Raw genomic sequence first — 25894 nt, 5'->3', positions numbered from 1 at the left:
ATCCTGCCCGAGTGGCAGCGAACGACCTACGGTTCCAAATTTGAGGAAAAATGGCAAAAAATCTAGCAATACTCGTTGGGGTAACTGATTACCTGGATAGCGAAAGCGTGCTTCCTGCGTGCGCAAATGATGTTGATGTTATGAAGGAGCTATTAAACGGTGCAGTTGGTAAATTTGACGAAATTTTCGTTACACCACCCGGCGAGGACGGTCAGCATACCAAATCACGCATCGCTGACTACATTGCTCGACACAGCAACGACGATATAGATGAACTCTTCTTTTATTTTACCGGGCACGGAGATTTCGTTGAGGATGAGTTCCGATTTTTGCTGCGAGACTACTCAAAGGCAAAGCCGGCCCAAACATCACTGACGAATACTGAATTAGATAATCTACTGCGAGCATTAGGACCAAAAGTAGTTGTGAAGGTAATTGATGCTTGCTATTCCGGAATGCCATACATAAAAGATGGAAATGGATTCTCGGAATACATGAAGTCTTCCACGCAGAATGTTTTTGAAACCTGTTATTTTCTATGCAGTTCTCAGAGCGATCAGCGATCGTGGGCTGCAAGTGATTTGAGCTACTTTACTCGATCATTTGTTGAGGCGGTGGCGTCTTCTTCCCTGGCTTCGATTAGATACAAGGATGTAATTGATTATATTTCGGATGCCTTCCAGCGAGACTCAAAGCAGAAACCATTGTTTGTAACTCAAGGAAGTTTCACCGAGGTCTTCGGCGAATTTTCGGCGGAGGTCCGCGAACGGTTGGCGCTTAGAGTTTCGAAGAAAGACGGTGATGAAACATCCATCGTCGTGACTGAGCGACGTAGCTTCGTTGACGTTGTCAGCATGCTGGCGAAAGATTACGTGACAGTCGATCAAGCTATCCAGCATGTATCTAATTTTAAGTCAAATATAGAAAAGAATAATATCTTGGGGGAACTCTTGCCACTATTCGAAGTGGTTAAGGAGTTTCGTGAGGACTACGCCGTCCCGAAGGCAGCGGTGCTCGGCGAATGGGCAAAAAAGGATGATCGCGGTTTTTTTGTCGTCCCCACATATAACAGAGAGGCATACGAGGCACCAGCAGAAAATCCATTCGGATCGATAGCGAGACTTGTAAACAACGGCGCACCCGAAAGGACGGTGACAAAATACCGCAATGTAATTGATGGCTTGGTGACTCAAATTAAGGGAATGCCATTTAATTCTGTTTTTGTTGAGCTTATTCCAAAATTGCCGAACCTAAGAAAATACGCCGCCTGGGTGACCTGCTTTTTATCAAAAAAGGAAATTCAAATATCATTTTGCTTCTCAGAATATAAGGAGGTGGCGTGGAATGAGTACAAATCTGCCGCGCAGACCGAATGGACATCTTATTCGACGAAATTTTCCGAGTTTGATGGTGGAGCCAGATTTTTGGAAGTTCTGTCGGAAAAGCTACACATCTGGATGAAAGACAGAATTGCAACGTCCCTCAATATTGCGGATGACCTCACATCCGGAGGAGAACCTACTGATGCCTCACCTGCATCAAATAATACTTAACATCAAACTGCCGATCATCCGAGATCATGTCTACATAATCTTCGCATCTCGGCACTAAGACCGAATTTGCATTATGGATCGGGAGTGCCAAGTCTATGTCCGGACTTCAGTTAAGGAAGCTTTTCGAAAGTGCAGTCGATTCTCTTTGTGCCGTTGATCACTATCTATTGCGCGTGGATGCAAATGAAAGGAGTATCAGTCACCGTCTAGCTGTACACTTGGCGAGCCAGTTCCCTGATTTCGATGTGGATTGCGAGTACAACCGGGATGGTTTTGATGTGAAACGTCTCGCGTTGTCACAACGGGAAGTTCGCGACGATGACGTTGAGGCGGTCACTGTCTTTCCAGACATCGTGGTTCACAAGCGGGGGAGCAACGAATCGAATCTCCTGGTCGTAGAAATAAAAAAGATTTCATCGAACGTAGGCTCTAGCTACGACTTGAAGAAACTCGAAGCGTTTCGGCGGCAACTGGGGTACAGACATTCGGCTCACTGTACCATCGGCTACAACCGATGCGGTAAGCTCATTAGACGTATCTTGTGGGCCGATGCTTCGTGATTTCATCAGGTATGGCTTGGTTAGCCGAACCTCATAATGTCTGCAACACGGCCCCCATTTGACTGCCACAATGAAGAAAGCACGCCGCCTCAAACCTGAACAACCGGGCATCGCCTTCGAGAAGCTGGTCGCCGCGATTCAGTCGCAAATCGATCCGCAAGCTACTGTGACGCACAGCGAATTTTTGATCGACCGTCTCGGTCAAAGACGGCAGTTTGATGTCGTCGTGCGGGGAACGTTCGCTGGTCAGCAGATGTTGGGAATCATCGAGTGCAAGGATTTGGGCGGCAAGGTCGGAACGCCGGGCGTTGACGCGTTCGTCACGAAGGCGCACGACATCAATGCCAACTTCAAGGTGCTGGTATCTCGTCGCGGCTTCACCAAACCGGCGCTCGCGAAATGTGCGCATTATGGCGTGCAGGCGCTTTCGTTGCTGAACAACGATCCTGCAAACAGGAATTTCTTTATCGGTACGCGATGGGAGGCAGACGTAATCCGATGGAGACGGCTTTCGTTATCGCTTCATTTTGTCAATGAACCAGCACAACCGGTTCACTTCGACGCGGGAAATGTCACCATTGCTGGGAAGAAGGTGATCGACTGGTTCAAGAACTATCTTCTCGACAACACAGCGGAAGTCTCAGGCTTCGGATGGGTAGTGAACTTCCGGGGGGTATTTGACGACCCACAAACTGTCGCGGTGCGTGCTGGCGAAGAATATCAATGTTCCGCGATCTCGTTTGCGGCGGAGCGCGTATGTGACCAGTTTGAGCGGTACGTTGGTATAAGTGGAACGGGCTTCTACAACTGGCATGAACAAAAGGCTACGTTTCCGCCGGGCACGTCAATTCTTACTGACGCAGTCCCGATGGATTTCACACGATGGCAGCCGCGTAGCAGCCAGCAGAGACCAACGACAGGTTTTTTGCACGTAAAACTTGAAGTCCATTCCCGCGCGTTCGAGCGGGTTCCTGACGCGATTCAACTGGATGCGCTGTAGGCCGCGTAGCCATTGATACAGATGCAGGTCGCAATGCTTTTTTGTGTACTTCTCTCACGTAGAATTAAGGCTTGGTGATCTCAAGTTTGCGGACATCGAACCGATATAGAGGTCGTTCTATACGCAACAAACACAGGGGGAATGGCATGGAATCGAGGTACGAGCACTGGCTGGACGGCTCTTTGATACGTCACAATAGGCTTACCGAAGTCGTGGTGACTTTAATGCAAAGTTTGCTAGCTTCTCAAAAAATTGACTGCCTGGCAGTTACCGGGAGAACAAAAGATCGACAAAGCGCATTGGAGAAAATTGTGCGCAAAGGCTACAAAGATCCGTCGACTCAGTTGACTGACTTGTCTGGGATAAGAGTTATCGTCTTTTTGGAATCGGATGTTGAGAGAGTATCGGAAATAATCCGGGAATCGTTCAATGTCGACCAGGAAAATTCACACAACCCCGATATTCAACGATTGAGCGTAAGTGAAAACGGCTATCGTTCAGTCCATTTTGTCTGTGATCTTGGTGAGCCACGAGCGGCCCTACCCGAATTTCAGGGGTTGTCCGGATTGAAATTTGAGTTTCAAGTTCGAACGGTGCTGCAGCATGCATGGGCTGAGTTGGCTCATGACAGAAATTACAAATTCAACAGCCAATTGCCTCGCGATTTGGAGAGGCAATTGTTTTTGTATGCAGGATTGCTTGAAATAGCGGACAAGGGATTTAACGAGCTTTCGCAAAAAATAGACAAATATGTCTTGGATTTGCAACAGAACTCAGAGAAAGACGCCTCGCATTCATCAATCAATTCACTAAGCCTCGCGACATTTGTTGATAAATGGTGTGCGGAGAGTGGATTTGAATTGGAGTCAATGAAGAATAAGCAGGATGTGGCTGATATAGTTCGGGAGTTGCGGCAGTTTAAAATTGAAACCCTGGAGGAGCTGAAGGAGATAATTCCAGGGGATTATGCAGAAAAAGCAAGGGCGGATGATTATACGACAAACTTGTTTGGATTGGTTCGCGACTGGATGATTATCAGTGACTGGCGACGTTTCCTGCAAACTGTAGATTTTGATTGGCTTTTATCTCCCGCCGAAAGTAAAATTTATCATGAGTTCATGTCCGATGAGGAGGTGGACAAACTCTACCAGGTGTTCCCTACCGTAGACGACGAACCTTATGACCCAGACAGCGAATAGCGCCACAAGCGTTAAGTAAGCTGTTGGCCTGACAGGTTCTAGCCCGAGAACAAAGGGCACCTGTCGCCGCCGCTAGTCGTTTGAACGAAGATCAACCTGAACCACTGGTTGCCACTGTCGATCAATGGTCACGCTAACGATGCGGTTGCCTACCTACGGCTGCTTTCAGCGATTGGTGACGTGGTTACCGTTGTGGCAACGGGAGTCGCGGTACGGTCACCCGTGACGGTGAAACGGCAACCAGCAATTGCTACTGGTGAAGGTGATGTAGTTATTGATGTAACCGCAGGGGTGGCTTCATAGCCATTCATTACTTCGGCAGCGGCGGGTCCTCGTATTTGTCCTGATTTGCAAGCGATGTCTTGTGTGAACTACTGCTGCGGTGGGAATAGAACGCCACGGAGACCAATCTAATGAACAGCATAGCTCGATTAACTGTTGTATTGGTTGTAGTGATGGCCGCTTCTGCCAATGTTCTTGGTGTGAATCAGATCGGGGCGATCCCGTGCGGCAAATGGGTAGAAGATCACACCGACAGAAAAAGCTGGCGCACGATTGTCGAGGATGAATGGCTGGCCGGATTTCTATCGGGCGAGGCTGTTTCGCTAGACGTGGACATTCTCGCCAATACAGACCTCACATCACTCGCTCTTTGGGTAACGAACTACTGCAAGTCGAATCCGCTTTCAGACTCATTTGAAGCAGCGTTAACCCTGGCAAATGAAATTGCGCGAAAAAAGGGCTTATGTGCGCGCGGGGCCACATGTCAGAAGTAATCGATATCCTGGGAGTGATCTCACACCACCTCTCCTCGCTGCAACGCGTCGGTCAGCAGTAGCACCGGTAGGCAGTTCGCCAACCGTCCGTGACAATGCCGAGGTGGCGGAGTATGGAAGCTGAGATTCCGTTCATGGGTCGAGGGGCAAGTCTATGCCTGAACTTGAGTTCAGAAAGCTTTTAGAAAGCTCCATCGATTCTCTTTTCGCAGTAGATCACCATCTATTGCGCGTTGACACAAGCGAACGAAGTATCAGCCATCGGCTTGCGATGCACTTGACAAGCCGATTCCCGAATTTCGATGTTGGCTGCGAGTACAACCGGGCTGGCCTTGACGTAATGTATCCAGAGATGCACAGACTTGCGAACGAGACGGCGAACGCTGCGCCCGACAAATATTCGGCAAAAGTAGGCATGGTTTCTAGCTATTCGATGAAGATTTAGCCCAATCTTACGTTGATCCTGATGTGATGTTCGACTGGTGCTGTAGGGATTGCCAACTCTGACAGTACCTGTGATTGTCGGACACGATGCTTAATGGTCCTACAGTCGCACCACCCGGGCAGGGATGCGGTGTACGGTGAGAACAGCGATTGACTCACCACCACTCTTTTGTTGTTGCAGTCGATCAACGATTGTGCCAATGATGAGGTTACATCACCATTGAGAGTGAAGCACCGTTGCCGCCAATGGTGGCGATGTCACTATTGGCACCGACTGTTGCGCCGGACTGTTGTACGGGATCGGACCCAGCAAGAGTCACTACAGTAACCACACAACGGTATGCCACATTGATTGCATGACTGGCCCGCGATGGCTCACTATCAATACTGGGCCGTACAGTGGTCGGCGGCATTGGTGCTGTCGTCCCCGCTGCATTGACCGATGCTACCATTAATGGTGACACTGTTACCGTCAACGGTGACGGTGCATGCCAGCGACGGTAATATATACGCCACGGTCGGAACCCGGTGGTACCCATTGACGGTGGTGATGCCAGCCTAGCCGATGGTAGTGATACACCCACCATGATTAGTATTCGTGGTTGCTGGCACAACCGTGGTATCCCCCATGATGGCCGGTAACCCACAACCGGGCTTGGCGATGACTGGAAATGCATTGACGAACTTGGATTCTTCACCGAGATAATCTGCCCGTCTCGAATCCGCGATGAATTGTAGATCTTTCGTAAAAGTTTGGTTGTTCGCCAATATGCCGCGATCATATAGAAACTTTTCAAGTGCATTCCGTTTCCGTGCCCGATCTGTTGAATGCATGTTGGGACTTTCATGTGCGATCCAGCGATCAAGTGCCGTTTCCAAATCGACGACTAGTCCACCACGCGTGTTTCGAAGTCTGAGAATGTATCGAACGAACTCTCTTTTTTTGGGTGGGCATGACTGAATGACATATTGGATGAAAATCATCCGCAATGATTTTGATTGACTGACCGTGACATCATATTCACGAACTTGTTTTTCCGTGAAAATTTCGCCCGTATTCATATCTACCCAGAGCGATGATTCGGGGCATGTTACTGGTGGTGCGTTTTTCGGACGTTTCCATCCTATCGCTTTCAGTTCTGAATCACGGAACGGCATGTTTTTTAAAGAGAAAATCTCAAATCTGGGTTCCGAATGCTGTGGTTCATTTTGTTCTCGATCTGATTCGGTGTGGTCGATTTCAGGATCGGTGACAGCGGTTGTGTATGCTTCTGATAATGCGCTGAATTCGGTGGGGCTGAAGTGCATAGTTGTGTATTCGGGGATGATGGGCTGCATCATCGCTGCTGGTGAATGTGCTCGGTTACATCTGGTGTTGTGTCGGCATCAGCTCGGAACTGACTCTGAATGCCGAGCAATCAAGTGCTAAAAATTTGCGGCAATACCGCAATCTTACAAATGAAATATCTTTATGAATCAGTGGCTTATAATGCTACCTAGTAATACTTAAACGCGATGGGAAAATATCATCTTGATGTCGTCCACGTGCGGCGACTGATCTTGTCCTGTTGATCCGAAGAAACCAGTCCACGTGATGGTCCGAGCGCAGCGAGGGCCAGCAACGTGTTCGGACGCGTAGCGGACGAACGGATTCGTTCATCAATGAAGACTTGATTATCGGGCAGTGGAACCTCATGAATAACCAACCAACGTCGGCCTACGGCCTCCGTTTGAATCGCCGCCGCGTTGCGTCGTCGAATTCATGAACTGATCTTCATTTGACGACGTGTCGGTTCGTCCAGGCGCGATCCGAACGAAGTGAGGATCAGCGCCGTGAAGCGAACGCAGTGAGCGGAACCAAGGAATGGAATGAATTTTCTGCCTATTTCCAATCTTTGTTGGTTAAGATCGATCCTTGTCCAAGGACATGTTGTGACGTATTACCTGCTTCGGCCTACGGCCTTCGCGTGAATCGCCGGCACTACGCGCCGTCGAGTTCACACCTCGTTGATGTAACAAACGAAGATCGACTTAGTATCGGCTTGTGCCAGAACTTCATTGCCCCAATGGGTTCCGATTGGCCTCATCTTGCGTAATTGGCCACCATCAGACTTCGACCTGACATCAACTGCGACAACTTCGTGTAATCGGGACCAAAGGCGACGTAGAACCTCATTGATGAACGAATCCGTTCGTCCGCTACGCGTCCGAACACGTTGCCGCCCCTCGCTACGCTCGGGCCGTCACGTCGAACTGGTCGATGAGACGTGCAGATACCTAGCTGCTTCCTACCTCAGTGAATTGATGAGGTCTGGTTGAATTCCTCTTTCATCGACCAATTCTGCTTGCACTCATCGCGGCCTACGGCCTTGGTACGTGTGCTGGTCAATGTCACGTCAATCCATGACCTGCCAGTGATTGCGGATCAATGACCTAATCGAGGCAATCGCGAAGCCCAAGTCCGGCAGGTGCGCCTGTGTTAGGACGATCAGACAACAAGAGGGGGAGCTTTACGAAAACTGCGGAGGAATCGCAGTCATAGAACAACAGGTGGGTCAACTTGCTGCACTAGTGAAAGCCGGTGCGACAAACTGAATTGGAATTATATCACGAATAGGCACCTTCCGTCCATTCAGGCAGTGCGGCCACTTGCATCCCTCGGTGCAGTCGTCGGGAGTGCCGCAAGGCGGCGCGACCGATGATTGCCGCTTACCTCAATCTACTGGTTTCCGACAGGTGTACGTCAGGCGAACCGGTCTACAGTTGGTTCGATAAATGGCTGGACGTAACCCATATCAGACTGATAATATAAGAACCATCCAAAAAAGACTGATCGAGGTGTTTCATGTTCGTCCGCGCGTACCTCAGGGCATCAACCAAAGAACAAGACGCCAATCGGGCGAAAAATGACTTGATCGAGTTCTCCAAGGAACGTGGGCTTCAAATCGCAGCCTTCTATGTCGAACATGAATCCGGGGCATCGCTCCATCGTCCTGAACTGTTCCGGTTGCTGTCGGACTGCCACGAAGGCGACATCCTATTGATTGAACAGGTGGACCGCCTCTCGCGCCTGAATGCCGACGATTGGAACAAGCTGAAGGCTGAGCTTCAATCACGCCGGGTTCGTGTTGTCGCGCTGGACTTGCCGACATCGTGGATGATGACCACCGCTGCGGACGACATCACGTCCCGGATGATGGATGCCCTGAACTCGATGATGCTAGACATGCTGGCGGCTATCGCGCGCAAGGACTACGAGGATCGGCGACGCAGACAGAAGCAAGGGATCGAGAAACTGAAGGCCGAAGGTGGCTATCGCGGTCGCAAACCCGACGACCAACGGAATGCCGGGATCATTTCAATGCTGCGTCGTGGCGACAGTTGGAACACGATCATTGCAGCGACCAAGTGTTCCCGGTCCACGCTGTCGCGCCTGTCACGACAGATCAAGGAAGCGTCGGCGGCTGAGGCCGTCTCATAACCCTGCCTCGTTCATCAGTGCGGTCATCGTAATGCCGAGTGCGTCGGCAATCCGCTTTAGCCTGAGAACGGCGACGTTGTTATCGCCGCGTTCCACTCGCCCGAGATAGCTCATATCGACGTCGGCGGACAGCGCAAGCTGTTCCTGCGACATGTCGCGTTCTTTGCGAATGCGACGGATCGTTTGCCCGAGAGCAACAAGGACGGGGTCTTGGCGGTGGCTGCTGAGGTTTGGCATCCCCCGAATCATTCGGATATGATGCGCTCGTCACTACGGTACATGTACCTTATTTGACGTAAAGGTACGAGTCAGAAGAAGTACAACTGCGGGGAACCTCTATATGCAAAACACCCAGAATCGACCGATCTGGAATCCATCAACTGCCGCCAGTCTCAGCGTCCTGCTGACCCCGGCGTTCGGTAGTTATTTGCACGCATCGAACTGGCGCACTCTCGGCCAACTGGAACGCGCTGCCGAGTCGAAGGTATGGTTCTATGTCAGCCTGCTGATCCTGGCTGCGATGGGTTTCGTTGCCATTGGTCTGGTCGGCAAGGCTGGCCCGGACAAGGACGCCATTCGCGGTGCCGTCAATATCGGCGGACTGGTCTACTTCGTCGTCTGGTACGTGCTGTCCGGGCGAAAGCAGGTCAGCTATGTGAGGGAACAGCTCGGCAAGACCTATGCGAAGAAATCGCTGGCGAAACCCTTACTGGTTGCATTCGCCTGCGTCATTGCCTATGCCGCCGTCATCTTCGGTTTGCTGGTCGCGACGCACGGCGGTGCCGATGCTGATGGTTCGGCTACCGATCAGTCGTCGTCGGGCGGATCGTCCTTCAGTCTTGCCAGCCTGTTCGGCAGCGGCAACAAGCTGGACTGCGCCGCGCCGAACGTGAAGCAATACGTCATCGACGCTTACGGCACCGATCCGCTGATGAAGACCGGCATTCCTGATCTGGCCTGGGCCTTGCGCGACAACCGGATCAAGATTCACGTTGATGCAATCCGGGAAACGGCTCGAAACGACGAGTCCAAGAACATCGATTGTGCGGCCACCTTCGTGATCGATTTCCCCAAGGACGACTTGGAACGGGCGCAGCAGCAGGACTCCTTTGGTCCCGTGATGCTCGTTGGCAACCATACGCCGGTTTCGGACTCGACGTTCACGGCGGCGATCACGTATCAGGTTGCTACGCCCTCGGATGCCGCCGAACAGAAGAATGGCCCGATTGTCACGATGACGACTGAAGGGGACCGTCGGGTCGATAAGCTGCTGAAGACCTACGCGATGTACTACGAGGTGCTGTCCCTTTCCGGGGCCGATATCACGGCGAATTCGAACAACACGACGTCGTGGGACAAGACGTTCAAGGACAACGCGGTCCAGTCGTGCAGCAAGACCTTCGGCCTTGATCGATGCACGTGCCGGATCGCCGAACTAGAAAAGATCGTTCCCGAGAAGGACATGTGGCGATTCGGCTTCACGCAGCAGGCAGGCGGCATGTTCGCAAACCGGTACGTCAATCTCAATAAGGTGGTGCGGTCCCTCGGCCAGCAGTGCCCGATGACGCAAGGCGTTGCGTCGATTCTTGGCGCTCAGGTTCCTACATCGTCAGCGGAAGCACCCGCACAAGACAGTGCGGCGACTCCTGTCGGCAATGCGGCACAACCGGAAACAGCGCAGTTCGCGCAGGCCGCCATCGTCGCGTCGTTCGATTGCACGAAGGCTGCTTCGAAGATCGAGAAGCTGATCTGTTCCAGTCGGGAAACCGCGACTGCGGACAAGCAACTTGCCTCTGCCTACCGTACGGCAGTAGCGAAAACGAGTGACCCAACAGCACTGAAGCAGCAACAACGGGAGTGGCTGAAGGAACGCAACGCCTGTGACGATGCGGCCTGCTTGGTCCGTGTGACGGACACTCGAATCCAAGCCCTGTCCGCGATGTGAAGATTTTCGACAACGACTACATGAGGGGAATGCAATGAAGCGATTGATTATTGGACTGCTGTTGACCGCTGGCGTGACGGTTGCCAACGCACACGTCATCGGGACTATCAAGGACGGCGGCGAACGCATCACGCTGTCGGACAAGCGTTCGTGCGACGGCTGCGAATTTGAGGCCAGCACGACCGCGAAGGGCGTGAACGCGAGCTGGAACTACACCGACATTGACGGGATCATCGAGGTTGACGAGTCGGACGGCACCAGTCCCGCGACGACGCGCAAATACACCCTTGGCAAGGATGTGCGGCTGACCGCGTTCGGAAAGAAATTTGTCGGTCCGGCCAACGACTAATCTTACGACGCGGCCACAGCGGGACGACAGTACGCCGGATGTCGTCCCGGTCGTTCAACCAAGATCGGCAGAACCCACAGATGGAGCGCCTATTGACGAAAATCTTTGAAGAATCCGCAGTTACTATCGAAGCCCTCGACGCACATCTCCGCGATAGTGGCGTGGTGCCCTACAGCGTGCAGCCCGACTGCATCCGATTACGCACGGAGCAGGGCATCGGGTATCGCATCTCCCTCATCGCCGACCGGAAGTTCATCCGGTTCGGCACATATCTTCCGTTGAACCGGCAGGCTCCCATCGACCTGAAGCATGCGCTGGCGAAGCGCCTCAACGAAGACGTGTTCCTCCCGGTCTTCACCATCGACCCGGACGAAGACCTGACGGTGACCTATGTCCTGCCATATGCGCATGGGCTGATTGCGGGCAACTTTGTTGCCGTTGTGAACAGATTTGCGTCCTTGTTGGAATTCATCGTGCATACGTGCAACGACGACGGCCTGATCGATTTCAACCCGCCGCAGGCCGTGCCGACAATGCGGCACTAGCTGGAAGAGAGTACGCCAGTCCTGAAAACGATTTAGAGATAGAAATGCAATGAAAGATGCGGCGCGCAGCCACAGGATAAGGTGCGCCGCAAGCCGTCTTTGAGTCAAATATTGTCAAATTTCCGAGAGCAAACGTACAACTTACGTGAATCTGCATTGTTCCGGATAAAATCGAACAAGCGGCCTACGCCGCAATGGCTGACCGTCTTCGTGTCACTTCTCTGACGGTCGAACCTGAGAGAGAAGGACAACGAGAAATGGCACTCAGACCACCCGCCATCGGGGATTTGAAAAATCGCGACCTGTACGAGGCCGTCCACCGAGGCTTGTTGCAGCACGACCGGCTATTGATGCTGGATACGCCGCTTGGCAAGAACGCGTTGACCCCATTGCGGGCACGCGGTTCGTCCGGAATCGGTGGCGACTACCACTGGACTGTCGATGTCGCGTCGCTGCGCGACGATACGGCACTGCTGTCGCTGATGCATCAGCCCGTTACCCTATGGATTCAGCAGCGCACTGCGCTCTATGCCGATTCGGTCTATCGCCCCGTCCACGGATTCGTGCATCAGGTTGGCTATCTGGGCGATGACGGCAGCGTGTCAACGTTCCAACTCGAATTTTCTTCCGCCCTGATTTTTCTCGGCAAGACCCGAAACGACGAAGGATGGCTTGAGAAAGACGCGCGCGAAATCATTTCGGACGTATTCAACCGGTATCCGCAGCTTCAGGGACGATTCCGTTTCAATCTGACACGCGAACCTGTCGTGCGCTCATGGTGCCGTCAAAGCGAGTCCGACCTTCATTTCGTACACCGCCTTCTCGAAGATGAAGGCTGGTATTTCTATTGGGTACACGAACCGACGAAGGACGGTGATTCGCCGAAAACGACGCTCATCATTCTGGATCGAGTTTCATCGCTGCCGGAGGCGAAACCGGCCGAATACTATCGCGGCAACACTGATCACGAAGCGGACGGGTTCACGCAATGGGCCGTCATGCAGACGATGCAGAGTCTGCTCTATATGTCGCGTGCGTTCGACTACAAGCGGCCGACCTCCCATTTTCAAGCAGACAGCGCCCTGCAATCCACGGCTTACGCCGCAGGCAATGGACGGCAGTCGGAGTCTCATAGCATCCCCACCGCACCGATGACGGTCTACGAGCCGACTGCCTATGGCTACCCCGATTCTGACAGCGGCGCAGCCCGTGCAAGTCGGCGTGTACAGGCGTGGGATTCGCGCGCGCGTCGCTACTTCGGCGTCGGCGGTCTGCGCTGGCTTGATGCCGGATTGCGATTCACGTTAGACAACCATCCTCGTCATCCGGACGGCGATCCGAAGAAGCGGGAATTCCTCGCCATCGAGGCGCGTTGGTATATCGAGAACAACGTGTCGATCGGTCAACAGGCGACTGAATATCCGCTCAGTTTGCGTGCGACGCTTGCCGAGCAACAGGCGGCACACGGGACGCGCTTCAAGACGGAGGAACACCCGCAAGACGGGACAGCCGGATTTTTCGTCATCGAGGTTGAGGCACAGGAGGCAAGCGTCGAATATCGCAGCCCACTCGCGCATCCGAAGCCGCAGATGACGATTGAACATGCCATTGTCGTAACGCAGCAAGGATCGGAGGCATGGACGAACGAGCGGAATCAAGTCCGCGTCCATTTTGCGTGGGACCGCAAGAATCCGGATGGCACGTTTGCTTCGTCGCCGCTGCTATCCACCATGCAGGCCGATACCGGTAACGGCTACGGATCGGTTCACGTGCCACGTGCCGGTGAATGGGTACTCGTCGCGTACTGGGGAAATGATTGTGACAAGCCCTTCATCTTGGGGCGAGTCAACGGCGGCACGACCCCTTCGCAATGGCATTCGAATGTCCTGCTGTCGGGGTTTCAGTCCCAAGGGTTCGGCGGGACGGGCGCATTCAACTCGTTCGTTCACGATGACGCCACGAACCAGAGTGGTACGCGACTCGTCAGCTACACGGGCAGCAGTTATGCATCAATCGCGCAGGGTTACCTGATCCAGCAAAGCGGCAACACGCGTGGGCGGTATCTCGGTTCGGGATTGCTGTTGCATGCTGACCACTACGCGTCGATGCGCGGCGGTCGCGGTATGTCGATCAGCACTCACCCTGTTCCGCGTGACAGCGATCAGCTTGATGTTGACGAAGCCCGTGAACAGCTTACCCGTTCGAAGAATCTGCTTGGCAGCATCTCGGACGCCAGCGAACAGCATCAGGCCGAGAGCCTGAAACCGGGCGTCGATGCGCTGACGGCGTTCACCGATGCTACCCGGCAGTCCGCATCCGGAGAAGCTACAGGCGGCCGTACAGCGGGCGGCGGGACCGGAAACGCCAATGCATTTGCCGCGCCGCTGTTGTTGCTCGGAAGTCCAGCCGGGATTGGCCTATCAACACATCAGTCGCTACATGCGAGCGCGGACCAACAGGCGAACTGGGTCAGTGGTCAGGATTCGTACTTGGCGGCGGGCGGGTCGATGCATGCGGCGGCGATTGAACATCTGAGCCTGTTCGCACGCAATCAGGGGATCAAAGCCGTTGCGGGTAAGGGCAAGGTCGAGATACAGGCACAGGACGGCGATCTGGAAATGATCGCGCAACAGCTTGTGAAGCTGTTGTCGGTGGCCGGACGGATGGAAATCGCGGCCGATCAGGAGCTGGTCCTGTATTGCGGTGGTGCGACGATTCGCATCAAGGGCGGCAACGTCTCGATACACGCACCGGGCAACGTCGATTTCAAGGGGGCGTCGTTCAGCTTCGCGGGGCCAGTCAGCGAGTCGTACAGGATGCCGCAGTTCAAGCCGTCGTATCAGGCGCAATACGTCCTGAAGAACCAGACGGATGGCACGCCGATGATTCGACACGCCTACGAACTGAAACTGCCATCGGGACGAACCGTGGTCGGACATACGAACGATCTTGGCGAGACGGTGCCGGTTTTCACGCCGAACGCGCAAAGCGTGGGCCTCAAGGCGTTCGAACAGGAAAAGCAGAACGTGGAGCCGTGGCAATACGCAGGCGGTGGGGAGCCTGATATTTGGGCCGATTACGTGAAGATCGACCCTGACGAGCGCACGTGAGCGCCGACGATACTAGGAGAACACGATGGGCGGATCACTTCAACCGGCAGGCGCGTGCGAGACGATCAAAGAGCGTGTACCTGAATACGCGCTTCTGCCGCCGGGAACCAAGGGGTATTTGCAGGAGAAGGTCGAGACTGCGCTAAAAACGGCGAAATACATTCCCGTCAAGTTGCGCGACGGCTCGATTGTTCACCGGTTGCTCATGCAGTCCGCGATGAGTGTGCCGATGATTATTGAGGAAGAGTTCAAGTGGAAGTGGATATTTAAGTACAAGGCAGAAGTCAGCTTCGACATGATGCCGTTTTTCGCGACAGGCGGCGTTGCCGCTCCGATTCCATTCTTGAGTAACGAAAAGCCCTACGGGACAGAGCGTCGTCGCAGCCTGAACCCATTCCCGCCCGGAGCGAAGCCCGGTGCTCTTCGACGCCCCGATGTGATCATTGTAGAAAGTGATGCGATTCTCTGGCCCGGTCGTGGCACGGTTGATCGCGAAGGTGGGCATCATGTCAACAATATGCTGCGATTGGTCGAGGTCAAATTCCCCGGCGACAATTGGGGGCTAGGTCAGGAGGAAGCTTACCGGGCGATTTCAGGCGACTTCAAAAACCGCATGACCGTGATCGATGTGACCGATTGCAATGGAGACTTGCAGAAAATCCCCAAGCCTGCGCCCATTCCCGCACCGAAAACGGAAGACGAGAAGGAACGTCAACGTGTACCCATTCGTAGCGTTCCTGCCGTTCCTCATCACGTTTGGTACGAGGATTGGTGGCAAAAGGCACATGAGTATGGCGATGAAATTGAGAAGGCTGTCGCCCCGGTTTGGGATGCGGTTCACCGTGGATATTCTTACTTGTCCGCTGAGACAAGTGCGTTCCTGCATCAGCATGCGGCATGGATGTTTACGGCCGGTCAGTGGGTCGCCGACAAGGCGCACAGCGCATGGGTATGGGTGGACGAGAAAGGGCACGAAATATTCCGCTACACCACTGCGCAACTCAAGGCTGGATGGGATGCAATCGCGCGTATGACCGATATGACGTGGGATGTTCTCACGCATATCGACTGGGCGCAGGTCGGCGTGACGATGCTGAAAGGAGCCGCGATAGCGGTAGCCGTTGTGGTCGGCGTTGCCATCGTGATCCTGTTGCTTCCCGAGTTGATCGCGATATTCGCTGCCCTGTGTGCGATCATCGCGGCTGGCGCAGAAGCTGCTGCGGCACTAGCTGCGGCGCTTGGCGTAGCACTTGGCGGTGGGAGCGCAGTCGCAGCACTGGCTGCAAGCTGACTGAATTCATGCCCGACTGATCAATAGACAATCCGATTATGACTTTGAGTGATTCGAAACCTGTCTTGACGCCGTTGCAGGCGCTTTCCCGCTATCAGGAAGATTTATGCGTGCGCCTTGCCGACAATTCGATGGGAGTGTTGCCGGGTGTCATTGGTACGGTGTTCTTTGAGCGTGGCTCGCAACCTGAGGTACGACGGGCGATCCTTGATTGCTTCGACCGTTTTGATGAAATGTTCGGCGAGCACCTGAAGGGTGGGAAGGATGCCGACCTTGGGAAGTTCATGACACGGAATGCCAAGGGCGTTGAGAAGATTCGTCGTGCAATTTCCGATACACCGTCCTATATGCAAGTCAGCGTGTTGCGTTCCAGCGCAACCGATCAAGACACAGCGGCGGAATACAATATCGGGGTGCTAACCGGAACGGCACTCCAAGAGGACTATGTCTCGCCTACTGGACGATTGACAGTACCTAAGGGGCGGGAGACGGGTCTATCGCATTTGAAATTCAATGTGCCGATGAACTTGGTCGCTACCGACGAGGGCATCGCGAAGTACGAGGAATTTCTGCGTTATGTGTGTAACAAACTTGTGGTTCGCGGTGGCTATGGCGGGCTTGCACCTGTTCTCGCGTTCAGTTACCACCGCTATATGCCGCAAGAATGGGTGCTTGCAGAACGTTTCAGCGGGTTGGACATTGACAGCACCGCGCACTTGCAGAAGCAAGAATACGATCCAGTGTCCTACGAAGGTGAGTCTAGGGACGACCTAACAGCCTCCTACGACCATCTGCATCCGGGGGCAAAGGTTGCCCGATGGGGTTTCATCAAGGGTGTGAACTGGTACACCATTCTGGGCGAACTATTCATCGAGCGACTGGGCGGTGAGGCGGTGATTCGGGAAAAGCTAGACCGTCCCGATATTCATATCGAGCGTGCCAATGCGTGTCTGATGATCCGGGCGGGAAACTTCCCTCGCCTTGGTGCTCCGGAAGAAGGTTTGCCCGAACCATATGTTTTCGTGAACAGCGTCCTGCGTGTGCTACGCGATCCGAAGCCCGATGCCTTGCATACCTACATTCCCGATCTGCCAAGCGCAGACACAAAGAACGCACGCAGGTGGGTTGCCCGCTTTGATTTGCCCGATGCTCCGCCGATTCCCGATCCGCCGACTATCGTTCCACAACCAGTGAAGTGCGAACCTGCCCGCCAAAGCGTGCGTGGTGGTAGCCCATGCCCGGAAGCTGGCTGGTGGCACACGCCTGCAAAGGCTGGAAGCCGTCGTTATTTCGAAGTGGGGGAAATCATGCCGGTGATCGAGGGTAGCCAATGGGGTACGACGAACTGGCATTGGTCACCGACCGAGAGGCAAGACGGGTAACGCCGATCATGACGAGATACCTGATCCTCGACGGCGACCATACGACGGTGGCGGGAACGGTCCAAGCCAAGGCTACGCCGTTCGCCCTTGACGGCAGGCACATCGCTCATGAAGACGACGATGTGTTTTGCCCGGTGTGTAAAACGATTGGCAAGATTCAGTGCGACGGCCCACGACTGCCGATGACGGGGCCGGACGGACGGCGTGTGGCACTGAGCGACGATCTTTGTATCTGCAAGTGCGTACCGCCGCCGAAGCTTATCCCATCTCAGCAGGTCATGTCGGTTGACGTGTGATCGCCCGATGTATTCATGAACATGTCGTCATCATGCGGACGATCTTGCCGTTCAAACACCGATCCAGTGCTGCCAAGCCGTCGTTGGCGGGTTCGACATCCACATTCATTGCGTCTCGGGACGCGTCTTTCAGGACGTTTCCGATGGGTAGTCGCCAATCTTTCGGAAGGTGATATTTCTTCGCAATGACCGCTCCCGCCTTCTGGTCGGCGGCGTTGTCGTCCATGCCCTTGTCGATCAGCTTTTGATTCAGGTCCGAGAATTCGTCGTAGATATTCACGTCCTGTTGCGTGGAAAGATGCGCGGCATCAGCTTGTAAGACCTTCCATTTTTCCTTGTCGTCCCAGACGGAATGGCTGGGGTTGGGGCTGTAGTACGCGTGTGCGACTTCCCGGAATCTGTCGCCGTGCGATTGGGTGACTTCATTCCGACGCACTGACACTTCGATCGAATCCGCGCCGAACGTCGCGACCTTCTCGGCTATCGCAATCGACGTTGCTGACCATTGTGCCGCTGATCCCCCATTCACGCCGACTTGTACTTTGGCGAATTTGAGGTTGTTCTGAAACATATCGCTCAATGATGCGCCTTCGATGGTGAACGGAAGAGCGGCAACGGTCGGCACATTGGAATTTGGCACTGGCGCGTTCGCTTCGGTAGATTTTCCGCACGCAGCCAGCAGGCAGGTAGCCAAGCATGTCAACGTCAACCCTTTCATGATTCCCCGTGATGTGTGGTTATGCATTTGATGTTATTGCGATGGGCACGATGATCGCGCCCGCCATCAGTATGTTGCCAGCGAATCTGGCCCTGTCGCAATGAATCCGGCCCGCCCTTCAATGCTGGCGTCGATTTTCGCCACCGTGGGGTCATCGAAATCAGGGTAGATGACGCGGAATCCACCGTTGACAGTCTCGATAGTGAAGAACCGGCCGATGTCTTTCCGAGAAGCATAGCGACCGCTATTGCCGCGCCCCTGTCTTCTTGGTTCTGTGGGGTACATTTCCGTCACATATCGGTCCACCTGATCCACGCCCAAACCGGTCTCGATTAGTAAAGTTCGCTGCTTTTCCACTTGTTCGTGCGTGAACAACCGTCCGGCCGGGTGTAGCGTAACCGATGCGATGGCCCGTCGAAACTGCGCCGCAAGGGCCGCCCGAACACGGAACAGTTCGTCGTTTTCCATCGATCCCATCGTATCGATTAGCGACCGCGCGTTTTGGGCCGTGGATGTGAGTTCTTGGTGCGCAGCGCGATGCAAGTTCAGTTCGGTCGAAAGTTGTGTCTTGGCGCGTGTGAGTTCAGCGGTTTCCTCTTCTAGCAAGCGAATTCTCTCCACTAGTGAAGCGGGAGCGTTGCCGTCTTCGATGGCGACCATCAGATTCTTGATGCGAGCGTCCTTCGCGAATATTTCGGCTTCCGTGCCGCGAATTTTTTCATCAAGCGTCAGTTCGCGACTTTCGTTGTGGTCGGATCGCACATCGGCCAACACTTTCTCGAATTCAACCCCACGGCAAAAGGAGAGGAAGCTGGTCTCGAAGTCCTTGTGTCCCCACTGAACGGCGTAGCATCCTAAGCCGCGTCGCCCACCGTCGCAGACCAAAACCTTCTTTGGGGGGCGCTGCACTTCCTTGCCATCTTCGCTGCGGACCCGTCTTGCCGCTGCGCCCGCGATAACCATCGGGCTGCCGCAATACCCGCATCGCAGCAGGCCACTTAGCAGGTTGGGTACCGTCTCGCCCTTTCTGGCTTTGCCGCCGCCGACCGCATTTTGCGAACGATAGGCTTGCAAAGCGTAGAACTCTTCCTTCGAGATGAGGGCGGGATAGTAATCGGCGACCGGTTCGCCATGTGGAATCGCTCGTCCGCCTTCAAAAATGCCCGGTTGATACGCGCCATACAGGGCCGTAGAGGTCAGGATTTTTTGAATGTAGCTCGGATGCCACCCCTTCGGATTGCCGGAAAAGCTTGGTATAGACTGGGCGTTCAGCGTTTTGGCGATGATCGTCTGGCCCATCCCGTTTTTGGCGAGGGCAATGACCTCTCGGACAACTGTCACCCGTTCAGGGATGAATTCGAACTGAGTTCTATCATCGCTGAGCTTCATCCACAGCGGGCAGCGCGCGGTCAACTTCTTCTCATGAAGCCGAGAGCGTTTGTTCGTCCATGCAGCCTTCAGGCGCTTGCTTTTGGTCAGTGACTCTTCGTGCGCACGTGCCATGATCGTGATCGACACGATCAGGTCAGCAGTGTTATCCGTGTCCGAGTTGTACACCCGTCCATCAGACAGGGTAACGATGGTGATACCCCGGTTCACAATCGACAGAAACAGATTCAATGCTTCCATCACGCGGTCGCGAGACAACCGGTCCAAAGATTCGACAAGCAGATATGAACCCGACGCAACGCGTCCCTCATCGACTGCTTTGAGGAAGCCCCCGAGAGCGCCGCGAGTGACGTTGGACCCGTCGAATGCAGATATGCCAAGGTCGTGGAGGTGCAGCGACGTGTCGAGCGTTAATCCGTGATCGTTCGCGTACTGCTCAGACAGTTCCTTCTGGCGGCGCAGCGAGTCTCCCTTTTTCTGTTCGGGAGTGGAGAACCTGATGTAGGAATACGCTGTCGGCAAGGTTGATCCATCGTGCGGTTGCTAGGCAAGTGATTGTATCAATCGAGTGTGTGTTGATCACCACGATCTTGCGATTTCGGGCCTGCACGTCGGGCTCGTCGGCGCGATCGCGGGCGGGATCGTTTCGATGGTCTGGCGGCGTCTGCGCTGGCGCGGACGTGCCGCGGCGCTCGTGATGCCCGCGCCATACGTCGCTTCCCTGGCGGCGCTGACGGCCGCCGCCGGCTATGCGGCGCTTGCCGGCTTCAACGTGCCGGCGCAGCGCGCGTGGTGGATGATCGCGGCCGGGGCGGCTGCCTATCTGGCCGGACGCAGCGTGCCGACTTCCGCGGTGTTGTGCGCGGCGCTCGGCGGCGTGCTGCTGGCCGATCCGTGGGCGGTGCTGTCGGCCGGGTTCTGGCTGTCGTTCGGGGCGGTCGCCGTGATCCTGATGGCGGTGGCGGGCTGGCGCGCGGTGCGTGAATTCGACGGCGGCGACGACAGTGCGCCCGATGGCGCCGCCGCGGTCGATCGCTGGCGCCCGCTGCGCACATGGTGCACGCGTGCCGGGCGCCGGATCGCGGAGGCGACGCGCGTGCAGTACGCGGTGACGCTCGGCCTCGCGCCGCTCACGGCCGCGTGGTTCGCGCAGATCTCGGTATCGGGTCCGCTCGGCAATGCGTTTGCGATTCCGTGGGTCAGTTCCGTCGTGACGCCGATCGTGCTCGCCGGTATCGGGTTGCCCGCGCCGTTGGACGCGGTTGCATTCCGGCTCGCGCACGCGGCGCTCGAACCGATGATGGCGCTGCTCCGGCACCTCGCCGACTGGCCGGCCGGCGTGTTCTGGCTGCGCATGCCGGACTGGCCGGTGCTGGCGCTTGCGTGCGTGGGTGTCGGGTGGGCATTGATGCCGCGCGGCTGGCCGCTGCGCTGGGCGGCGCCGCTCACATGGCTGCCACTGGTCGCACCGGCGCCCGATGCGCCGCCGCCGGGCGGTTTCCGGCTGACCGTGCTCGACGTCGGGCAGGGCGCGTCGGTGCTGGTCGAGACCGCGCGCCGGACCCTGCTGTTTGACGCGGGGCCGGGTGCGGAGTCGACCCATGCCGGTACGCGGATCATTGCGCCGGCGTTGCGTGCACGTGGAATCCGGACCCTCGATTCGCTCGTGCTCAGCCATGCGGACGCCGATCACGCGGGCGGCGCGCCGGCCGTCTATGCGGCGGCCGAGGTCCGCCAGCTGCTCGCCGGCATTGCGCCGCGGCACCGGCTGTGGCGCGACGCGCAGGCGGCCGGCGTGGCCGATCGGCTGCCGTGCGCGGCCGGGCAGCGGTGGACCTGGGACGGTGTTGTCTTCACGATGCTGTGGCCGCCCGGCGTGGCAGGCGCAGGCCCGTCGAACGAGCGATCCTGTGTGTTGCGCATCGACGCGGGCGGCACGTCGGCACTGCTGACGGGCGACATCGAGGCGCGCGCCGAACGGCGGCTGGTGGCCGACGCGCGCGACGCACTGGCCGCGCAGATCCTCGTCGTTCCGCATCACGGCAGCCGCACGTCGTCGGTCGAGCCTTTCCTCGATTCGGTCGAGCCGCGCGTCGCGGTATTTCCTGTAGGCTATCGCAATCGCTTCGGGCATCCGCACCGGACGGTCCTCGCGCGCTACGAGGCGCGCGGGATCCCGCTGCCCCGCACCGATCGCGACGGGGCCGTGCGGTTCGACGTCGCGCCGGCGGGCGGCGTGTTCGCGTTCGAGCGTTATCGCGATGCGCGGCGACGGTACTGGATGGACCGGTGATCGACACAGGAGACATTGGCGTTTGAAGGATATCCTCCACTTCTCGCATGCGAACGGTTTTCCGGCGTCGACGTACCGGACGATCTTCGCCGAGCTGGCAGACGACTACGAGCTGCGCTACATCGAGCGCATCGGTCACGATCGCCGCTACCCGGTGACGCGCGACTGGCCGCATCTCGTCGAGCAGCTGCTCGACGACATCGGCGGCCGCTACGAGCGCCCGGTCTGGCTCGTCGGCCATTCGCTCGGCGGCTACCTGTCGCTGATGGCCGCGCTGAAAAAACCGCAATGGGTGCGCGGCGTGGTGATGATCGATTCGCCGATCATCGCGGGCTGGCGTGCCGGCGCGCTGCGCGCGAGCCAGTGGGCCGGGCTCGACGAACGGCTGTCGCCGGCGGCCGCGACCCGCAACCGGCGCACGCGCTGGACGAGCCGCGACGAAGTCTGGCGGCACTTCCACGAGAAACCGGCGTTCGCCCGCTGGGACGAACGGATGCTGTCCGACTACATCGACTACGGCATCCCGCAGGCGGGTGCCGACGGCGAACGCGCGCTCGCATTCGACCGCCAGGTCGAATACCTGATCTACCGGACGTTGCCGCACACGCTCGGCCCGCGGCTCGCGCACGGCGCGCCGGTGCCGCTCGGCTTTCTCGCCGGCACGCGCTCGCGCGAAGTGCGGCAGGTCGGGCTCGACGCGACGCGCCGCGCGGCGCGCGGGCGCATCGAATGGCTCGAGGGCAGCCACCTGTTCCCGATGGAGCGGCCGATCGAGACGGCCCGCGCATTGCAGCGGATGCTGAATTCGCTGAAGGCGACGGAGGGCGGCGTGCCGCGCGACAGCGTGGCGCTCGCGAAGCGCGCCTGACGCAGTCCGGTGCACTGCGTTGCACATGCGCGGTGCATCGACCGGCCGGTCGGTTCGCGTCGGCCCGCACGGCCGGTGCGGCAATGCGCGAAGGGGCGCGATCATCGCGCCAATTGCTGAGAGAAGGGCGGGCTTTACGGTATAATCCGTTTTTCCCGCGAGCATCCAGCGATGACCAAATATGTTTTCGTCACCGGCGGCGTAGTTTCTTCCCTCGGCAAGGGTATTGCCGCCGCCTCTCTCGCCGCGATCCTTGAATCGCGCGGTCTGAAAGTCACCCTCCTCAAACTCGATCCCTACATCAACGTCGACCCCGGCACGATGAGCCCGTTCCAGCACGGCGAAGTGTTCGTGACGGAAGACGGAGCGGAGACCGACCTCGACCTCGGCCACTATGAGCGCTTCATCAGCACGAAGATGCGCAAGGCCAACAACTTCACGACCGGCCAGATCTACGAATCGGTGATCCGCAAGGAACGCCGCGGCGACTATCTCGGCAAGACCGTGCAGGTGATCCCGCACATCACGAACGAAATCCAGGCATTCATCGAGCGCGGGGCGGCATCGGCCACCTGCGGCGAGCCGGACGTCGCGATCGTCGAGATCGGCGGTACCGTCGGCGACATCGAGTCGCTGCCGTTCCTGGAAGCCGCGCGCCAGATGAGCCTGCGCCTCGGCCGCAACAGCGCGTGCTTCGTGCACCTGACGCTCGTGCCGTACGTCGCGACGGCCGGCGAGCTGAAGACGAAGCCGACCCAGCACAGCGTGCAGAAGCTGCGCGAGATCGGCATCCTGCCGCACGTGCTGCTGTGCCGTGCGGATCGCCGCATCCCCGACGACGAATCGAAGAAGATCTCGATGTTCTCGAACGTGCCGGAAGACGCGGTGATTTCGGTGTGGGACGCCGACAGCATCTACAAGATTCCGCAGATGCTGCACGACCAGGGCCTCGACCGGATCATCTGCGAGGAGCTGAAGCTGTCGCCGAAGGACGCCGACCTGAGCATGTGGTCGGAGCTCGTCGAGAAGCTGGAAAACCCGAAGCACGAAGTCACGATCGGCATGGTCGGCAAGTATGTCGATCTGACCGAGTCGTACAAGTCGCTGATCGAGGCGCTGCGCCACGCATCGCTGCACACGTCGACCAAGGTCAACATCGAGTACATCGACTCGGAAGAGATCGAGGCGAACGGTGTCGACAGCCTGAAGCACCTGGATGCGGTGCTCGTTCCGGGCGGTTTCGGCCGTCGCGGCACGGAAGGCAAGATCGGGGCGATCCGCTACGCGCGCGAGTCGAAGGTGCCGTACCTCGGCATCTGTCTCGGCATGCAGCTCGCGGTGATCGAATTCGCACGCGACGTCGTCGGCCTGAAACAGGCGAACAGCACGGAATTCGATCCGGAAACGCCGGAACGCGTGGTCGCGCTGATCACCGAGTGGTACGACCGCGACGGCAAGGTCGAGACGCGCACCGAAGAGTCGGATCTCGGCGGCACGATGCGCCTCGGCTCGCAGCGCTGCCCGATCAAGCCGGGCACGATGGCCGAAGAGATCTATGGCAAGGACGTGAACGAGCGCCATCGCCACCGTTATGAAGTCAATAACCGCTTCGTGCCCCAGCTCGAAGCCGGCGGCCTTATCATCAGCGCCCGTACCCCGAGCGAGGATCTGCCGGAAATGATGGAGCTGCCGCGTTCGATGCACCCGTGGTTCGTCGGCGTCCAGTTCCACCCGGAATTCACGTCGACGCCGCGTGACGGCCATCCGCTGTTCAAATCGTTCGTCGAAGCCGCGCTCGCCAACAAGCAAGCGCGCGGAGTGAAAGCATGAAGCTGTGCGATTTCGAGGTCGGTCTCGACCAGCCTTTCTTCCTGATCGCGGGTACCTGCGTCGTCGAATCGGAGCAAATGACGATCGACACGGCGGGCCGCCTGAAGGAGATCTGCGAGAAGCTGAACGTGCCGTTCATCTACAAGTCGTCCTATGACAAGGCGAACCGCAGCTCGGGCAAGTCGTTTCGCGGCCTCGGAATGGATGAGGGCCTGCGGATCCTCGGCGAAGTGAAACGCCAGCTCGGCCTGCCGGTGCTGACCGACGTGCATTCGATCGACGAGATCGAGCAGGTCGCGTCGGTCGTCGACGTGCTGCAGACGCCCGCGTTCCTGTGCCGCCAGACCGACTTCATCCATGCGTGCGCGCGCTCGGGCAAGCCCGTCAACATCAAGAAGGGCCAGTTCCTCGCGCCGCACGACATGAAGAACGTGATCGACAAGGCGCGCGAAGCGGCGCGTGAAGCCGGCCTGTCGGAAGACCGCTTCATGGCGTGCGAGCGCGGCGTCTCGTTCGGCTACAACAACCTCGTGTCCGACATGCGTTCGCTCGCGATCATGCGCGAGACGAGCGCGCCGGTCGTGTTCGACGCGACCCACTCGGTGCAGCTGCCGGGCGGGCAGGGCACGAGCTCGGGCGGCCAGCGCGAATTCGTGCCGGTGCTCGCGCGTGCCGCGGTCGCGACGGGCGTCGCGGGCCTGTTCATGGAAACGCACCCGAATCCGGCCGAAGCGAAGTCGGACGGCCCGAACGCGGTGCCGCTGAATCGGATGGGCGCGTTGCTGGAGACCCTCGTCACGCTCGACCAGGCGGTGAAGCGTCATCCGTTCCTGGAAAACGATTTCAACTAAAGATCGAATGAACC

At 56.9% G+C, this 25894-nt stretch carries 20 protein-coding genes and 1 pseudogene; 17 read left to right on the top strand and 4 right to left on the bottom strand.

The genetic code is table 11. The annotated features are described in order from the left end of the window. Window positions 1–50 precede the first annotated feature (50 nt). The 5 genes from LMA02_RS10790 (at window position 51) to LMA02_RS10770 (ending at window position 5088) form a co-directional block, all read left to right on the top strand. Window positions 51–1553, top strand: a complete 1503-nt coding sequence (locus LMA02_RS10790; protein ID WP_228904812.1) for a caspase family protein — start codon at window positions 51–53, stop codon at window positions 1551–1553. Window positions 1554–1648: 95 nt separating this feature from the next. After that, a complete protein-coding gene (locus LMA02_RS10785; RefSeq protein WP_228904811.1) occupies window positions 1649–2113 on the top strand; it encodes a hypothetical protein in 465 nt (154 codons plus the stop codon). A gap of 70 nt (window positions 2114–2183) precedes the next feature. Further along, window positions 2184–3113: a restriction endonuclease gene (locus LMA02_RS10780; protein ID WP_228904810.1), complete on the top strand. Its 930-nt coding sequence runs from the start codon at window positions 2184–2186 to the stop codon at window positions 3111–3113. A gap of 146 nt (window positions 3114–3259) precedes the next feature. Further along, complete coding sequence (locus LMA02_RS10775; RefSeq protein ID WP_228904809.1) at window positions 3260–4312, top strand: GTP pyrophosphokinase; 1053 nt, start codon at window positions 3260–3262, stop codon at window positions 4310–4312. A gap of 413 nt (window positions 4313–4725) precedes the next feature. Next, window positions 4726–5088: a hypothetical protein gene (locus tag LMA02_RS10770; RefSeq protein ID WP_228904808.1), complete on the top strand. Its 363-nt coding sequence runs from the start codon at window positions 4726–4728 to the stop codon at window positions 5086–5088. A gap of 1002 nt (window positions 5089–6090) precedes the next feature. Here the strand turns inward: LMA02_RS10770 and LMA02_RS10765 are convergent. Continuing rightward, window positions 6091–6873: a hypothetical protein gene (locus LMA02_RS10765; protein WP_228904806.1), complete on the bottom strand. Its 783-nt coding sequence runs from the start codon at window positions 6871–6873 to the stop codon at window positions 6091–6093. A 1504-nt stretch (window positions 6874–8377) separates the two neighbouring features. Between LMA02_RS10765 and LMA02_RS10760 the strand changes: the two genes are divergently transcribed. After that, entirely contained in the window at window positions 8378–9013 is a 636-nt protein-coding gene (locus LMA02_RS10760; protein ID WP_228904804.1) for a recombinase family protein, read from the top strand. Here the strand turns inward: LMA02_RS10760 and LMA02_RS10755 are convergent. Then, window positions 9008–9250 (bottom strand): helix-turn-helix domain-containing protein, encoded by a 243-nt coding sequence (locus LMA02_RS10755; RefSeq protein ID WP_228904801.1) that lies wholly within the window; start codon window positions 9248–9250, stop codon window positions 9008–9010. The genes LMA02_RS10760 and LMA02_RS10755 overlap by 6 nt on opposite strands. Window positions 9251–9353: 103 nt before the next feature. Between LMA02_RS10755 and LMA02_RS10750 the strand changes: the two genes are divergently transcribed. From LMA02_RS10750 to LMA02_RS10720, 7 genes are all read left to right on the top strand, one after another. Beyond that, window positions 9354–10958: a lysozyme inhibitor LprI family protein gene (locus LMA02_RS10750; protein WP_228904800.1), complete on the top strand. Its 1605-nt coding sequence runs from the start codon at window positions 9354–9356 to the stop codon at window positions 10956–10958. Between the two features lie 34 nt (window positions 10959–10992). Next, the gene (locus tag LMA02_RS10745) at window positions 10993–11307 is read left to right on the top strand and encodes a hypothetical protein (RefSeq protein WP_228904798.1); all 315 of its coding nucleotides are present in this window, start codon (window positions 10993–10995) and stop codon (window positions 11305–11307) included. A gap of 92 nt (window positions 11308–11399) precedes the next feature. After that, window positions 11400–11852: a YbjN domain-containing protein gene (locus LMA02_RS10740; RefSeq protein ID WP_228904796.1), complete on the top strand. Its 453-nt coding sequence runs from the start codon at window positions 11400–11402 to the stop codon at window positions 11850–11852. 257 nt (window positions 11853–12109) lie between these two features. Further along, complete coding sequence (locus tag LMA02_RS10735; RefSeq protein ID WP_228904794.1) at window positions 12110–14962, top strand: type VI secretion system Vgr family protein; 2853 nt, start codon at window positions 12110–12112, stop codon at window positions 14960–14962. A 25-nt stretch (window positions 14963–14987) separates the two neighbouring features. Continuing rightward, the gene (locus tag LMA02_RS10730; protein WP_228904792.1) at window positions 14988–16253 is read left to right on the top strand and encodes a VRR-NUC domain-containing protein; all 1266 of its coding nucleotides are present in this window, start codon (window positions 14988–14990) and stop codon (window positions 16251–16253) included. Between the two features lie 38 nt (window positions 16254–16291). Continuing rightward, complete coding sequence (locus LMA02_RS10725) at window positions 16292–17635, top strand: type VI immunity family protein (RefSeq protein ID WP_228904791.1); 1344 nt, start codon at window positions 16292–16294, stop codon at window positions 17633–17635. An 8-nt stretch (window positions 17636–17643) separates the two neighbouring features. Continuing rightward, the gene (locus LMA02_RS10720; RefSeq protein WP_228904790.1) at window positions 17644–17931 is read left to right on the top strand and encodes a PAAR domain-containing protein; all 288 of its coding nucleotides are present in this window, start codon (window positions 17644–17646) and stop codon (window positions 17929–17931) included. Between the two features lie 13 nt (window positions 17932–17944). On the opposite strand, the gene LMA02_RS10715 is transcribed toward LMA02_RS10720, so the two are convergent. Beyond that, window positions 17945–18649 carry a hypothetical protein gene (locus LMA02_RS10715; RefSeq protein WP_228904789.1) on the bottom strand — a complete coding sequence of 235 codons (705 nt, stop codon included), beginning with the start codon at window positions 18647–18649 and terminating at the stop codon, window positions 17945–17947. A 66-nt stretch (window positions 18650–18715) separates the two neighbouring features. Then, window positions 18716–20560, bottom strand: a complete 1845-nt coding sequence (locus tag LMA02_RS10710) for a recombinase family protein (RefSeq protein WP_228904788.1) — start codon at window positions 20558–20560, stop codon at window positions 18716–18718. A 61-nt stretch (window positions 20561–20621) separates the two neighbouring features. Here LMA02_RS10710 and LMA02_RS10705 point away from each other — a divergent pair. The 4 genes and pseudogenes from LMA02_RS10705 to kdsA form a co-directional block, all read left to right on the top strand. Next, window positions 20622–22331 (top strand): annotated as a pseudogene (locus tag LMA02_RS10705) (DNA internalization-related competence protein ComEC/Rec2); the annotation flags it as partial. 22 nt (window positions 22332–22353) lie between these two features. Continuing rightward, window positions 22354–23199: an alpha/beta fold hydrolase gene (locus LMA02_RS10700; RefSeq protein WP_228904787.1), complete on the top strand. Its 846-nt coding sequence runs from the start codon at window positions 22354–22356 to the stop codon at window positions 23197–23199. Window positions 23200–23370: 171 nt separating this feature from the next. Further along, a complete protein-coding gene (locus tag LMA02_RS10695) occupies window positions 23371–25029 on the top strand; it encodes a CTP synthase (protein WP_006751588.1) in 1659 nt (552 codons plus the stop codon). Beyond that, window positions 25026–25880: a 3-deoxy-8-phosphooctulonate synthase gene (gene kdsA / locus LMA02_RS10690; protein WP_006761902.1), complete on the top strand. Its 855-nt coding sequence runs from the start codon at window positions 25026–25028 to the stop codon at window positions 25878–25880. Before LMA02_RS10695 ends, kdsA begins: the two co-directional genes overlap by 4 nt. Window positions 25881–25894 lie beyond the last annotated feature (14 nt).

It is taken from the genome of Burkholderia sp. B21-005 (assembly GCF_020843965.1).
Classification (GTDB): domain Bacteria; phylum Pseudomonadota; class Gammaproteobacteria; order Burkholderiales; family Burkholderiaceae; genus Burkholderia; species Burkholderia ambifaria.
The sequence above is the reverse complement of the archived record's forward strand: the minus strand, read 5'-3'. Positions and strand labels throughout refer to the sequence as shown.